At 45.7% G+C, this 15,252-nt stretch carries 2 protein-coding genes, 1 tRNA gene and 7 rRNA genes; all 10 read right to left on the bottom strand.

The window, feature by feature from the left end; translation table 11 throughout:
- Nucleotides 1–41: 41 nt before the first annotated feature.
- The 10 genes from G9F71_RS01040 to G9F71_RS01000 all read right to left on the bottom strand — a co-directional run bounded on the left by G9F71_RS01040 (nt 42) and on the right by G9F71_RS01000 (nt 15,207).
- A 23S ribosomal RNA gene (locus G9F71_RS01040) occupies nt 42–2,967 on the bottom strand.
- A 314-nt stretch (nt 2,968–3,281) separates the two neighbouring features.
- Nucleotides 3,282–4,800, bottom strand: a 16S ribosomal RNA gene (locus G9F71_RS01035).
- Nucleotides 4,801–5,153: 353 nt separating this feature from the next.
- Complete coding sequence (locus tag G9F71_RS01030) at nt 5,154–5,897, bottom strand: peptidylprolyl isomerase (RefSeq protein ID WP_164948116.1); 744 nt, start codon at nt 5,895–5,897, stop codon at nt 5,154–5,156.
- A 203-nt stretch (nt 5,898–6,100) separates the two neighbouring features.
- A tRNA-Lys gene (locus tag G9F71_RS01025) sits at nt 6,101–6,176 on the bottom strand.
- Nucleotides 6,177–6,181: 5 nt separating this feature from the next.
- Nucleotides 6,182–6,298 (bottom strand): 5S ribosomal RNA (rrf, locus tag G9F71_RS01020).
- A gap of 58 nt (nt 6,299–6,356) precedes the next feature.
- Nucleotides 6,357–9,282, bottom strand: a 23S ribosomal RNA gene (locus G9F71_RS01015).
- A gap of 315 nt (nt 9,283–9,597) precedes the next feature.
- Nucleotides 9,598–11,115 (bottom strand): 16S ribosomal RNA (locus tag G9F71_RS01010).
- A gap of 568 nt (nt 11,116–11,683) precedes the next feature.
- Entirely contained in the window at nt 11,684–11,806 is a 123-nt protein-coding gene (locus G9F71_RS27115) for a hypothetical protein (protein WP_258881228.1), read from the bottom strand.
- Between the two features lie 277 nt (nt 11,807–12,083).
- A 5S ribosomal RNA gene (gene rrf, locus G9F71_RS01005) occupies nt 12,084–12,200 on the bottom strand.
- Between the two features lie 81 nt (nt 12,201–12,281).
- Nucleotides 12,282–15,207, bottom strand: a 23S ribosomal RNA gene (locus G9F71_RS01000).
- Together the 16S, 23S and 5S rRNA genes with 1 tRNA gene alongside form the textbook arrangement of a ribosomal RNA operon.
- Between the last annotated feature and the right edge of the window lie 45 nt (nt 15,208–15,252).

Here is a 15,252-nt window from a genome sequence, read left to right as displayed (position 1 = left end):
CTCTCAAAATTGCACAGTGAAATTCTCGCTTTATATATATTAAGGTCAAGCCCTCGACTTATTAGTATTAGTCAGCTGAACATGTTACCATGCTTACACCTCTAACCTATCAACCTGGTGTTCTTCCAGGAGTCTTACTAACACCGTGCTTACGCACGAGTTATGGGAAATCTCATCTCAGGGTGGGCTTCACGCTTAGATGCTTTCAGCGTTTATCCCTTCCAAACATAGCTACCCAGCGATGCCACTGGCGTGACAACTGGTGCACCAGAGGTTTGTCCATCCCGGTCCTCTCGTACTAAGGACAGCTCCCTTCAAATTTCCTACGCCCGCGACGGATAGGGACCGAACTGTCTCACGACGTTCTGAACCCAGCTCGCGTGCCGCTTTAATGGGCGAACAGCCCAACCCTTGGGACCTACTTCAGCCCCAGGATGCGACGAGCCGACATCGAGGTGCCAAACCTCCCCGTCGATGTGGACTCTTGGGGGAGATCAGCCTGTTATCCCCGAGGTAGCTTTTATCCGTTGAGCGATGGCCCTCCCACGAGGTACCACCGGATCACTAAGTCCGACTTTCGTCCCTGCTCCACTTGTAGGTGTCGCAGTCAGGCTCCCTTCTGCCTTTGCACTCTTCGCGCGATTTCCAACCGCGCTGAGGGAACCTTTGAGCGCCTCCGTTACTTTTTTGGAGGCGACCGCCCCAGTCAAACTGCCCACCTAACAATGTCCTGTGACCAGATTCATGGCCTCCAGTTAGAACCTCAGTACTGTCAGGGTGGTATCCCAAGGATGACTCCACACAGGCTGACGCCCATGTTTCTCAGTCTCCCACCTATCCTGTACAGACAATACCGAAATTCAATGCTAAGCTACAGTAAAGCTCTACGGGGTCTTTCCGTCCAATCGCGGGTAGCCAGCATCTTCACTGGCACTACAATTTCGCCGGATGTGCTGTTGAGACAGTGCCCAAATCATTACGCCATTCGTGCGGGTCGGAACTTACCCGACAAGGAATTTCGCTACCTTAGGACCGTTATAGTTACGGCCGCCGTTTACTGGGGCTTAAGTTCATACCTTCGCTTGCGCTAAGTAATCCCCTTAACCTTCCAGCACCGGGCAGGCGTCAGCCCCTATACATCAGCTTTCGCTTTAGCAGAGACCTGTGTTTTTGCTAAACAGTTGCTTGGGCCTATTCTCTGCGACCTACTTTCGTAGGCACCCCTTCTCCCGAAGTTACGGGGTCAATTTGCCGAGTTCCTTAACAGCAATTCTTCCGATGGTCTTAGGATTCTCTCCTCACCTACCTGTGTCGGTTTGCGGTACGGGCACCAATATCCTCGATAGAGACTTTTCTTGGCAGCGTGGAATCAGATACTTCAGGAATAAATTCCCTTCCCCATAACATCTCAGCGTTAAGAGCAAACGGATTTGCCTGCTTGCTCCGCCTAAATGCTTAGACACACATCCAATAGTGTGCACATCTTATCCTCCTGCGTCATCCCATTTCTAATAACGTCCATTGGTGGTATCGGAATATCAACCGATTGTCCATCACCTACGCCTTTCGGCCTCGGCTTAGGTCCCGACTAACCCTGAGAGGACGAGCCTTCCTCAGGAAACCTTAGGTTTTCGACCGTTAAGATTCTCACTTAACTCTCGCTACTTATGCCAACATTCTCACTTCTGTACCGTCCACCACTCCTTACGGTATGACTTCAGCCAGTACAGAAAGCTCCTCTACCGCGTACACATAGTGTACACCCATAGCTTCGGTGGTAAGTTTTAGCCCCGGACATCTTCGGCGCAGGATCTCTTGACTAGTGAGCTATTACGCACTCTTTGAATGAGTGGCTGCTTCTGAGCCAACATCCTAGTTGTCTTAGAAATCCCACATCCTTTTCCACTTAACTTACACTTTGGGACCTTAGCTGATGGTCTGGGCTGTTTCCCTTTTGACTACGGATCTTATCATTCGCAGTCTGACTGCCGAAATAAAAGTATATGGCATTCGGAGTTTGATAGGGTTCAGTAACTGTTGTCAGCCCCTAGCCCATTCAGTGCTCTACCTCCATTACTCAATTAATCGACGCTAGCCCTAAAGCTATTTCGAGGAGAACCAGCTATCTCCGAGTTCGATTGGAATTTCTCCGCTATCCACAGCTCATCCCATGGTTTTTCAACACCAACGTGGTTCGGACCTCCACGGAATTTTACTTCCGCTTCATCCTGGCCATGGATAGGTCACCCGGTTTCGGGTCTACGACATGCAACTATAGCGCCCTATTCAGACTTGGTTTCCCTTCGGCTCCGTACCTTAAGTACTTAACCTTGCTACATATCGTAACTCGTTGGCTCGTTCTACAAAAAGCACGCCGTCACACATAAAAAGTGCTCCGACCGGTTGTAGGCACACGGTTTCAGGTTCTATTTCACTCCCCTTCCGGGGTTCTTTTCACCTTTCCCTCACGGTACTTCTTCACTATCGGTCACTAGGTAGTATTTAGCCTTGGGAGGTGGTCCTCCCTGCTTCCCACAAGGTTTCACGTGTCTCGTGGTACTCTGGATTAGATCTGACTGTTTTTCCTTTTCATTTACAGGCCTATTACCTTCTGCGGAGCAGCTTTCCAGCTATCTTCAATTAAGGAATTGCAGTATTTATGATCTATCCTCAACCCCTAGGTCAAAGACCTAGGTTTGGGCTCTTTCCCTTTCGCTCGCCGCTACTTAGGAAATCGATGTTTCTTTCTCTTCCTCCGGGTACTTAGATGTTTCAGTTCCCCGGGTCTACCTCTGCATACCTATTTATTCAGTATGCAGTACATAGTTGTTACTATGTGGGTTCCCCCATTCGGAAATCTTTGGATCACTGGCTATTTGCGCCTACCCAAAGCTTATCGCAGCTTAACGCGTCCTTCTTCGGCTCCTAGTGCCAAGGCATTCGCCATGCGCCCTTTGTAGCTTAACCTTTATCTTTATCTACTTACGTAGATAATTTCGTCTATTTACATAAACGTTTTAATTCATTTTGCGAAATTGTATTAAATTCATCTATACACCATTTACATGGGTTTAACTTATTAAAACAACTTTAATTTCACTGTGCAATTTTCAAAGAACATTTTTAGAAAAACTATCTATTAGTCAACTCCAAAGAGTTAACTAAAATTAGTCTCTCAAAATTAAACAGAGAATAGGTTACGAGTAATTACAGTAGACATTTTGAAGAATAATTAAATTCTTCTTGTTGCATTGACCGAAGTCTTTGCATCTACTCCCTAGAAAGGAGGTGATCCAGCCGCAGGTTCTCCTACGGCTACCTTGTTACGACTTCACCCCAATCATCAATCCCACCTTCGGCCGCTGGCTCCTTACGGTTACCTCACGGACTTCGGGTGTTACCAACTCTCATGGTGTGACGGGCGGTGTGTACAAGGCCCGGGAACGTATTCACCGCGACATGCTGATTCGCGATTACTAGCAACTCCGGCTTCATGTAGGCGAGTTGCAGCCTACAATCCGAACTGGGATGAGTTTTTGAGTTTGGCTCCACCTTGCGGTCTTGCATCTCTTTGTACTCACCATTGTAGCACGTGTGTAGCCCTAGACATAAGGGGCATGATGATTTGACGTCATCCCCACCTTCCTCCCGGTTAACCCGGGCAGTCTCACTAGAGTGCTCAACTAAATGGTAGCAACTAATGATAAGGGTTGCGCTCGTTGCGGGACTTAACCCAACATCTCACGACACGAGCTGACGACAACCATGCACCACCTGTCACCCTGTCCCGAAGGACTTCGCCCATCTCTGGGTTATGCAGGGGATGTCAAGTCTAGGTAAGGTTCTTCGCGTTGCTTCGAATTAAACCACATGCTCCGCTGCTTGTGCGGGCCCCCGTCAATTCCTTTGAGTTTTAATCTTGCGATCGTACTCCCCAGGCGGAATACTTATTGTGTTAACTGCGGCACCGAGGTTCGACCCCCGACACCTAGTATTCATCGTTTACGGCGTGGACTACCAGGGTATCTAATCCTGTTTGCTCCCCACGCTTTCATGCCTCAGCGTCAGTTACAGTCCAGTAAGTCGCCTTCGCCACTGGTGTTCTTCCTAATCTCTACGCATTTCACCGCTACACTAGGAATTCCACTTACCTCTCCTGCACTCTAGACACCCAGTTTCAAATGCAGCACCCAAGTTAAGCTCGGGTATTTCACATCTGACTTAAATGTCCGCCTACGCATCCTTTACGCCCAGTAAATCCGGACAACGCTTGCCACCTACGTATTACCGCGGCTGCTGGCACGTAGTTAGCCGTGGCTTCCTCCTCTGGTACCGTCATTATCGTCCCAGAAGACAGAACTTTACAACCCGAAGGCCTTCATCATTCACGCGGCGTTGCTGCGTCAGGGTTTCCCCCATTGCGCAATATTCCCCACTGCTGCCTCCCGTAGGAGTCTGGACCGTGTCTCAGTTCCAATGTGGCCGATCACCCTCTCAGGTCGGCTACGCATCGTTGCCTTGGTGGGCCGTTACCTCACCAACTAGCTAATGCGCCGCGGGTCCATCTCAAAGTGGAATTCTCTAAAAGAAAAATCCTTTGATGTAAAGGTCATGCGACCAAAACATATTATGCGGTATTAATCTCCCTTTCGGGAGGCTATTCCCCTCTTTGAGGCAGGTTACCCACGTGTTACTCACCCGTCCGCCGCTAATCCACCCCGAAGGGTTTCATCGCTCGACTTGCATGTGTTAGGCACGCCGCCAGCGTTCGTCCTGAGCCAGGATCAAACTCTCAATTTAAAAGTTTACACTTTTTATTTGAAATGAATAATCTGCGCCAACTGTTAAGCTGGTTAGCAAGCTCATTACATACTTTTTAGTCTTACGACTAAAATTACTTTTTTATCTAAAGTAATTAACTGGTCAAGCGAAATATTATTTCGCTATTTTACCTATTTCTCTGTTTAATTTTCAAAGACCAATTTATTTTATCATCATGTGACGACTTCTACTATTATACTAGGCATCTTTTAATTTGTCAACACTTTTCTATAATCCTTTAAATTTAAATACTACAAATATTTCTCTATAGTATTAATAAAAACCAATATTAGTAATAACATTGGTTTTTATATTAAAAATAATATATACTTTTATTTTAATTCTACAGCATATTTGTTTTTTAATTCCGTTACAGAACTTATATATTTCTCATTTTGTTTTTGATGTAAAATATTTTTTACAATCACATTCCTAGATTCTTCCAAAGATTTTACATCTTGTAAACTTTTCTCATCTAATTGTATTAAATGATATCCGAATTGAGTTTTAACAGGCTCACTTATTTCCCCAACTTGTAATTCAAAGGCCGCCTTTTCAAATTCAGGAACCATTCTACCTCTAGTAAAACTACCTAAACTTCCACCTTGAGCTGCTGATGGACATTTAGAATATTTTTGAGCAGCTTCTTCAAAAGACATTCCATTAGCTATTTCTAATTTAATTTCTTGCGTTTGCTCCAAGGTATCTACTAATATATGTTTAGCTGATGCAGTCTCTTCACTTTTAAACATTTCACTATTAGTTTCATAGTATTTTTGAATTTCTTCTTCAGTTATATCTACATCAGCCATTATATTTTTTACACCTATTTGTATTAAAATATCCTTTTCTATCAACTTTACTTGTTCTATATACTCTGGATCCTTTTTCATATCATTATCAAGAGCATAATTATATATTAATTCAAAATTTATTATCTGCTCTAAGAATTGTTTTTTACCTTCTTCTGTTTTGTAGTGCTCTCGTGTTTCATTTGGAAACCTTAATAATGATCTTTCTATATCTTTTTCAGTGATTTCACTTCCATTTACTATAGCTAAAACTTTATTCTCCATAATTACTCTCCTTTAAAATTATATATTTTTATTAATATGATAACATAAAATTAGTTAAAAACAAAATCAATAAGTGTAATTTATTTAAATATAAATATATTTAATATAGAATTTAATTTGACCAAGCTATATTACTTCAAAATTCTCGAAATTTACCTAAATATCAAGAATAAAAAAAGCACTTCATAAAGAAGTGCTTTTTTTGGTGGCTTACCGGGGAATCGAACCCCGGACACCATGATTAAAAGTCATGTGCTCTACCAACTGAGCTAGTAAACCATGTTACCTGGCGACGACCTACTCTCCCACAAAGTTACCCCTGCAGTACCATTGGCGCATTGAAGCTTAACCGACCTGTTCGGTATGGGAAGGGGTGTTACCTTCATGCCATAATCACCAGATTGAGAAAATATATATTCTCTCAAAATTGCACAGTGAAATTTTCGCTTTATATATATTAAGGTCAAGCCCTCGACTTATTAGTATTAGTCAGCTGAACATGTTACCATGCTTACACCTCTAACCTATCAACCTGGTGTTCTTCCAGGAGTCTTACTAACACCGCACTTACGTGCGAGTTATGGGAAATCTCATCTCAGGGTGGGCTTCACGCTTAGATGCTTTCAGCGTTTATCCCTTCCAAACATAGCTACCCAGCGATGCCACTGGCGTGACAACTGGTGCACCAGAGGTTTGTCCATCCCGGTCCTCTCGTACTAAGGACAGCTCCCTTCAAATTTCCTACGCCCGCGACGGATAGGGACCGAACTGTCTCACGACGTTCTGAACCCAGCTCGCGTGCCGCTTTAATGGGCGAACAGCCCAACCCTTGGGACCTACTTCAGCCCCAGGATGCGACGAGCCGACATCGAGGTGCCAAACCTCCCCGTCGATGTGGACTCTTGGGGGAGATCAGCCTGTTATCCCCGAGGTAGCTTTTATCCGTTGAGCGATGGCCCTCCCACGAGGTACCACCGGATCACTAAGTCCGACTTTCGTCCCTGCTCCACTTGTAGGTGTCGCAGTCAGGCTCCCTTCTGCCTTTGCACTCTTCGCGCGATTTCCAACCGCGCTGAGGGAACCTTTGAGCGCCTCCGTTACTTTTTTGGAGGCGACCGCCCCAGTCAAACTGCCCACCTAACAATGTCCTGTGACCAGATTCATGGCCTCCAGTTAGAACCTCAGTACTGTCAGGGTGGTATCCCAAGGATGACTCCACACAGGCTGACGCCCATGTTTCTCAGTCTCCCACCTATCCTGTACAGACAATACCGAAATTCAATGCTAAGCTACAGTAAAGCTCTACGGGGTCTTTCCGTCCAATCGCGGGTAGCCAGCATCTTCACTGGCACTACAATTTCGCCGGATGTGCTGTTGAGACAGTGCCCAAATCATTACGCCATTCGTGCGGGTCGGAACTTACCCGACAAGGAATTTCGCTACCTTAGGACCGTTATAGTTACGGCCGCCGTTTACTGGGGCTTAAGTTCATACCTTCGCTTGCGCTAAGTAATCCCCTTAACCTTCCAGCACCGGGCAGGCGTCAGCCCCTATACATCAGCTTTCGCTTTAGCAGAGACCTGTGTTTTTGCTAAACAGTTGCTTGGGCCTATTCTCTGCGACCTACTTTCGTAGGCACCCCTTCTCCCGAAGTTACGGGGTCAATTTGCCGAGTTCCTTAACAGCAATTCTTCCGATGGTCTTAGGATTCTCTCCTCACCTACCTGTGTCGGTTTGCGGTACGGGCACCAATATCCTCGATAGAGACTTTTCTTGGCAGCGTGGAATCAGATACTTCAGGAATAAATTCCCTTCCCCATAACATCTCAGCGTTAAGAGCAAACGGATTTGCCTGCTTGCTCCGCCTAAATGCTTAGACACACATCCAATAGTGTGCACATCTTATCCTCCTGCGTCATCCCATTTCTAATAACGTCCATTGGTGGTATCGGAATATCAACCGATTGTCCATCACCTACGCCTTTCGGCCTCGGCTTAGGTCCCGACTAACCCTGAGAGGACGAGCCTTCCTCAGGAAACCTTAGGTTTTCGACCGTTAAGATTCTCACTTAACTCTCGCTACTTATGCCAACATTCTCACTTCTGTACCGTCCACCACTCCTTACGGTATGACTTCAGCCAGTACAGAAAGCTCCTCTACCGCGTACACATAGTGTACACCCATAGCTTCGGTGGTAAGTTTTAGCCCCGGACATCTTCGGCGCAGGATCTCTTGACTAGTGAGCTATTACGCACTCTTTGAATGAGTGGCTGCTTCTGAGCCAACATCCTAGTTGTCTTAGAAATCCCACATCCTTTTCCACTTAACTTACACTTTGGGACCTTAGCTGATGGTCTGGGCTGTTTCCCTTTTGACTACGGATCTTATCATTCGCAGTCTGACTGCCGAAATAAAAGTATATGGCATTCGGAGTTTGATAGGGTTCAGTAACTGTTGTCAGCCCCTAGCCCATTCAGTGCTCTACCTCCATTACTCAATTAATCGACGCTAGCCCTAAAGCTATTTCGAGGAGAACCAGCTATCTCCGAGTTCGATTGGAATTTCTCCGCTATCCACAGCTCATCCCATGGTTTTTCAACACCAACGTGGTTCGGACCTCCACGGAATTTTACTTCCGCTTCATCCTGGCCATGGATAGGTCACCCGGTTTCGGGTCTACGACATGCAACTATAGCGCCCTATTCAGACTTGGTTTCCCTTCGGCTCCGTACCTTAAGTACTTAACCTTGCTACATATCGTAACTCGTTGGCTCGTTCTACAAAAAGCACGCCGTCACACATAAAAAGTGCTCCGACCGGTTGTAGGCACACGGTTTCAGGTTCTATTTCACTCCCCTTCCGGGGTTCTTTTCACCTTTCCCTCACGGTACTTCTTCACTATCGGTCACTAGGTAGTATTTAGCCTTGGGAGGTGGTCCTCCCTGCTTCCCACAAGGTTTCACGTGTCTCGTGGTACTCTGGATTAGATCTGACTGTTTTTCCTTTTCATTTACAGGCCTATTACCTTCTGCGGAGCAGCTTTCCAGCTATCTTCAATTAAGGAATTGCAGTATTTATGATCTATCCTCAACCCCTAGGTCAAAGACCTAGGTTTGGGCTCTTTCCCTTTCGCTCGCCGCTACTTAGGAAATCGATGTTTCTTTCTCTTCCTCCGGGTACTTAGATGTTTCAGTTCCCCGGGTCTACCTCTGCATACCTATTTATTCAGTATGCAGTACATAGTTGTTACTATGTGGGTTCCCCCATTCGGAAATCTTTGGATCACTGGCTATTTGCGCCTACCCAAAGCTTATCGCAGCTTAACGCGTCCTTCTTCGGCTCCTAGTGCCAAGGCATTCGCCATGCGCCCTTTGTAGCTTAACCTTTATCTTTATCTACTTGCGTAGATAATTTCGTCTATTTACATAAACGTTTTAATTCATTTTGCGAAATTGTATTAAATTCATCTATACACCATTTACATGGCTTTAACTTATTAAAACAACTTTAATTTCACTGTGCAATTTTCAAAGAACATTTTTAGAAAAACTATCTATTAGTCAACTCCAAAGAGTTAACTAAAATTAGTCTCTCAAAATTAAACAGAGAATAGGTTACGAGTAATTACAGTAGACATTTTTGAAGAATAATTAAATTCTTCTTGTTGCATCGACCGAAGTCTTTGCATCTACTCCCTAGAAAGGAGGTGATCCAGCCGCAGGTTCTCCTACGGCTACCTTGTTACGACTTCACCCCAATCATCAATCCCACCTTCGGCCGCTGGCTCCTTACGGTTACCTCACGGACTTCGGGTGTTACCAACTCTCATGGTGTGACGGGCGGTGTGTACAAGGCCCGGGAACGTATTCACCGCGACATGCTGATTCGCGATTACTAGCAACTCCGGCTTCATGTAGGCGAGTTGCAGCCTACAATCCGAACTGGGATGAGTTTTTGAGTTTGGCTCCACCTTGCGGTCTTGCATCTCTTTGTACTCACCATTGTAGCACGTGTGTAGCCCTAGACATAAGGGGCATGATGATTTGACGTCATCCCCACCTTCCTCCCGGTTAACCCGGGCAGTCTCACTAGAGTGCTCAACTAAATGGTAGCAACTAATGATAAGGGTTGCGCTCGTTGCGGGACTTAACCCAACATCTCACGACACGAGCTGACGACAACCATGCACCACCTGTCACCCTGTCCCGAAGGACTTCGCCCATCTCTGGGTTATGCAGGGGATGTCAAGTCTAGGTAAGGTTCTTCGCGTTGCTTCGAATTAAACCACATGCTCCGCTGCTTGTGCGGGCCCCCGTCAATTCCTTTGAGTTTTAATCTTGCGATCGTACTCCCCAGGCGGAATACTTATTGTGTTAACTGCGGCACCGAGGTTCGACCCCCGACACCTAGTATTCATCGTTTACGGCGTGGACTACCAGGGTATCTAATCCTGTTTGCTCCCCACGCTTTCATGCCTCAGCGTCAGTTACAGTCCAGTAAGTCGCCTTCGCCACTGGTGTTCTTCCTAATCTCTACGCATTTCACCGCTACACTAGGAATTCCACTTACCTCTCCTGCACTCTAGACACCCAGTTTCAAATGCAGCACCCAAGTTAAGCTCGGGTATTTCACATCTGACTTAAATGTCCGCCTACGCATCCTTTACGCCCAGTAAATCCGGACAACGCTTGCCACCTACGTATTACCGCGGCTGCTGGCACGTAGTTAGCCGTGGCTTCCTCCTCTGGTACCGTCATTATCGTCCCAGAAGACAGAACTTTACAACCCGAAGGCCTTCATCATTCACGCGGCGTTGCTGCGTCAGGGTTTCCCCCATTGCGCAATATTCCCCACTGCTGCCTCCCGTAGGAGTCTGGACCGTGTCTCAGTTCCAATGTGGCCGATCACCCTCTCAGGTCGGCTACGCATCGTTGCCTTGGTGGGCCGTTACCTCACCAACTAGCTAATGCGCCGCGGGTCCATCTCAAAGTGGAATTTTCCGAAGAAAAATCCTTTGATGTCTCGATCATGCGATCAAAACATATTATGCGGTATTAATCTCCCTTTCGGGAGGCTATTCCCCTCTTTGAGGCAGGTTACCCACGTGTTACTCACCCGTCCGCCGCTAATCCACCCCGAAGGGTTTCATCGCTCGACTTGCATGTGTTAGGCACGCCGCCAGCGTTCGTCCTGAGCCAGGATCAAACTCTCAATTTAAAAGTTTACACTTTTTATTTGAAATGAATAATCTGCGCCAACTGTTAAGCTGGTTAGCAAGCTCATTACATACTTTTTAGTCTTACGACTAAAATTACTTTTTTATCTAAAGTAATTAACTGGTCTAACGAAATATTATTTCGTTATTTTACCTATTTCTCTGTTTAATTTTCAAAGACCAATTTGCTTTGTCATCATGTGACGACTTCTACTATAATACTAGGTTTTTCTTGTTTTGTCAACAACTTTTTAAAAATAATTTTCATTTGAAAACATATTAAATAGTAATTAACATTTAACTTACTGTGCCACTACTTCGTGACGACAAGGAGTATTGTATCACATAAATAATATCATAATTTCAGCTCACATATATTCTAGGTAAATTATCTTCATATTACTACATGTAGGTCTTAATAATTCAGTATTCCGCACTCTGATACGCATGGATAAGTATTTTCAATATTGATGTAACTCATGTAGCTTGCATTGATGATACCACATACCTATCAAATAGCATAATCTTATTTATCCCACATAATAGCATAGATTAAATGTTTCTTATAATCTATATAATATAAGTTGATGTGATTTTGCTATCTCTGATAAGCCTTATGCCATTAGGTTCATAGTTAGCAATATCTTTTATTGTTACTAGGATATGGTCTTTTAGAAGTACGTTTACAAGCAATATCTAGTACTCCAATTTAACTATATACTCTTTTGAATATTATATTTTCAATAGGCTGGTGTCTGATACATAAAAAACTCAGAACTCGCAAAGCGGCATATTAAATGTAGACTTACTAGAGAAAAAGTTTATAAATAGATCCATTTATAGAAATTAAATCCTTAATATAACATTTATGAATATCTATGTAATACATAAAATTCTATTTAGGTAGTTTTATTCCTATATATTTACGCAAAATAAAAACCACTAAGTTAGACTTAGTGGTTTTTTGTTTACCTGGCGACGACCTACTCTCCCACAAAGTTACCCCTGCAGTACCATTGGCGCATTGAAGCTTAACCGACCTGTTCGGTATGGGAAGGGGTGTTACCTTCATGCCATAATCACCAGATTGAGAAAATTATATTCTCTCAAAATTGCACAGTGAAATTATCTTCTCGCTTTCGCTTGAAGCTTACGCTTTATATATATTAAGGTCAAGCCCTCGACTTATTAGTATTAGTCAGCTGAACATGTTACCATGCTTACACCTCTAACCTATCAACCTGGTGTTCTTCCAGGAGTCTTACTAACACCGCACTTACGTGCGAGTTATGGGAAATCTCATCTCAGGGTGGGCTTCACGCTTAGATGCTTTCAGCGTTTATCCCTTCCAAACATAGCTACCCAGCGATGCCACTGGCGTGACAACTGGTGCACCAGAGGTTTGTCCATCCCGGTCCTCTCGTACTAAGGACAGCTCCCTTCAAATTTCCTACGCCCGCGACGGATAGGGACCGAACTGTCTCACGACGTTCTGAACCCAGCTCGCGTGCCGCTTTAATGGGCGAACAGCCCAACCCTTGGGACCTACTTCAGCCCCAGGATGCGACGAGCCGACATCGAGGTGCCAAACCTCCCCGTCGATGTGGACTCTTGGGGGAGATCAGCCTGTTATCCCCGAGGTAGCTTTTATCCGTTGAGCGATGGCCCTCCCACGAGGTACCACCGGATCACTAAGTCCGACTTTCGTCCCTGCTCCACTTGTAGGTGTCGCAGTCAGGCTCCCTTCTGCCTTTGCACTCTTCGCGCGATTTCCAACCGCGCTGAGGGAACCTTTGAGCGCCTCCGTTACTTTTTTGGAGGCGACCGCCCCAGTCAAACTGCCCACCTAACAATGTCCTGTGACCAGATTCATGGCCTCCAGTTAGAACCTCAGTACTGTCAGGGTGGTATCCCAAGGATGACTCCACACAGGCTGACGCCCATGTTTCTCAGTCTCCCACCTATCCTGTACAGACAATACCGAAATTCAATGCTAAGCTACAGTAAAGCTCTACGGGGTCTTTCCGTCCAATCGCGGGTAGCCAGCATCTTCACTGGCACTACAATTTCGCCGGATGTGCTGTTGAGACAGTGCCCAAATCATTACGCCATTCGTGCGGGTCGGAACTTACCCGACAAGGAATTTCGCTACCTTAGGACCGTTATAGTTACGGCCGCCGTTTACTGGGGCTTAAGTTCATACCTTCGCTTGCGCTAAGTAATCCCCTTAACCTTCCAGCACCGGGCAGGCGTCAGCCCCTATACATCAGCTTTCGCTTTAGCAGAGACCTGTGTTTTTGCTAAACAGTTGCTTGGGCCTATTCTCTGCGACCTACTTTCGTAGGCACCCCTTCTCCCGAAGTTACGGGGTCAATTTGCCGAGTTCCTTAACAGCAATTCTTCCGATGGTCTTAGGATTCTCTCCTCACCTACCTGTGTCGGTTTGCGGTACGGGCACCAATATCCTCGATAGAGACTTTTCTTGGCAGCGTGGAATCAGATACTTCAGGAATAAATTCCCTTCCCCATAACATCTCAGCGTTAAGAGCAAACGGATTTGCCTGCTTGCTCCGCCTAAATGCTTAGACACACATCCAATAGTGTGCACATCTTATCCTCCTGCGTCATCCCATTTCTAATAACGTCCATTGGTGGTATCGGAATATCAACCGATTGTCCATCACCTACGCCTTTCGGCCTCGGCTTAGGTCCCGACTAACCCTGAGAGGACGAGCCTTCCTCAGGAAACCTTAGGTTTTCGACCGTTAAGATTCTCACTTAACTCTCGCTACTTATGCCAACATTCTCACTTCTGTACCGTCCACCACTCCTTACGGTATGACTTCAGCCAGTACAGAAAGCTCCTCTACCGCGTACACATAGTGTACACCCATAGCTTCGGTGGTAAGTTTTAGCCCCGGACATCTTCGGCGCAGGATCTCTTGACTAGTGAGCTATTACGCACTCTTTGAATGAGTGGCTGCTTCTGAGCCAACATCCTAGTTGTCTTAGAAATCCCACATCCTTTTCCACTTAACTTACACTTTGGGACCTTAGCTGATGGTCTGGGCTGTTTCCCTTTTGACTACGGATCTTATCATTCGCAGTCTGACTGCCGAAATAAAAGTATATGGCATTCGGAGTTTGATAGGGTTCAGTAACTGTTGTCAGCCCCTAGCCCATTCAGTGCTCTACCTCCATTACTCAATTAATCGACGCTAGCCCTAAAGCTATTTCGAGGAGAACCAGCTATCTCCGAGTTCGATTGGAATTTCTCCGCTATCCACAGCTCATCCCATGGTTTTTCAACACCAACGTGGTTCGGACCTCCACGGAATTTTACTTCCGCTTCATCCTGGCCATGGATAGGTCACCCGGTTTCGGGTCTACGACATGCAACTATAGCGCCCTATTCAGACTTGGTTTCCCTTCGGCTCCGTACCTTAAGTACTTAACCTTGCTACATATCGTAACTCGTTGGCTCGTTCTACAAAAAGCACGCCGTCACACATAAAAAGTGCTCCGACCGGTTGTAGGCACACGGTTTCAGGTTCTATTTCACTCCCCTTCCGGGGTTCTTTTCACCTTTCCCTCACGGTACTTCTTCACTATCGGTCACTAGGTAGTATTTAGCCTTGGGAGGTGGTCCTCCCTGCTTCCCACAAGGTTTCACGTGTCTCGTGGTACTCTGGATTAGATCTGACTGTTTTTCCTTTTCATTTACAGGCCTATTACCTTCTGCGGAGCAGCTTTCCAGCTATCTTCAATTAAGGAATTGCAGTATTTATGATCTATCCTCAACCCCTAGGTCAAAGACCTAGGTTTGGGCTCTTTCCCTTTCGCTCGCCGCTACTTAGGAAATCGATGTTTCTTTCTCTTCCTCCGGGTACTTAGATGTTTCAGTTCCCCGGGTCTACCTCTGCATACCTATTTATTCAGTATGCAGTACATAGTTGTTACTATGTGGGTTCCCCCATTCGGAAATCTTTGGATCACTGGCTATTTGCGCCTACCCAAAGCTTATCGCAGCTTAACGCGTCCTTCTTCGGCTCCTAGTGCCAAGGCATTCGCCATGCGCCCTTTGTAGCTTAACCTTTATCTTTATCTACTTGCGTAGATAATTTCGTCTATTTACATAA

Source organism: Clostridium sp. FP2 (assembly GCF_011065955.2).
GTDB lineage: Bacteria > Bacillota > Clostridia > Clostridiales > Clostridiaceae > Clostridium_AD > Clostridium_AD tagluense.
This window is presented reverse-complemented; position numbering and strand designations above follow the sequence as displayed.

What these genes read in the sequence shown, in the direction of transcription:
- G9F71_RS01030 (WP_164948116.1), bottom strand. Translation starts at nt 5,897, where the DNA reads ATGGAGAATAAAGTTTTAGCTATAGTAAATGGAAGTGAAATCACTGAA.